The 355-nt window shown below is 61.7% G+C and carries 1 protein-coding gene; it reads right to left on the bottom strand.

Translation table 11 applies throughout. The features are described from left to right. On the bottom strand, positions 1-355 hold a 355-nt coding region (locus ACW9IR_RS29750; RefSeq protein WP_457466186.1), incomplete at both ends, for an immunoglobulin-like domain-containing protein.

Genomic DNA, 355 nt, shown 5'->3' with positions numbered 1-355 from the left:
GCGGTGTAGACGACGTTACCGCCTTCAGCGGCAGTGGCGGTCGCGGTCAGTTTCACCGTGGTGGTGTCGATGGTATCGGTAACGCTGGTGATGGCCGGAGTCGTGCTCGGCACCAGGTTTTCGAAGTTGCCACCGGTAGCGTTGCTGATCGTCGCCTGCACGTTGCCAGCGTCTTTGTAGACGTCGTCGGCTGGCGCTGGAACGGTCACGGTGCCAGTGGTTTTACCGGCGTCGATGGTGATCACGGCGCCGTTCGACAGGGTTACGGTCACTGGCGAACCAGCGGCGTTGGTCAGCGTAGCGGTGTAAACAATCGAACCGCCTTCAGCCACAGAACCGGTCGCACTGAGCGACA

The sequence above is a fragment of the Pseudomonas sp. SDT291_1_S447 genome, from assembly GCF_054070155.1.
This window is presented reverse-complemented; position numbering and strand designations above follow the sequence as displayed.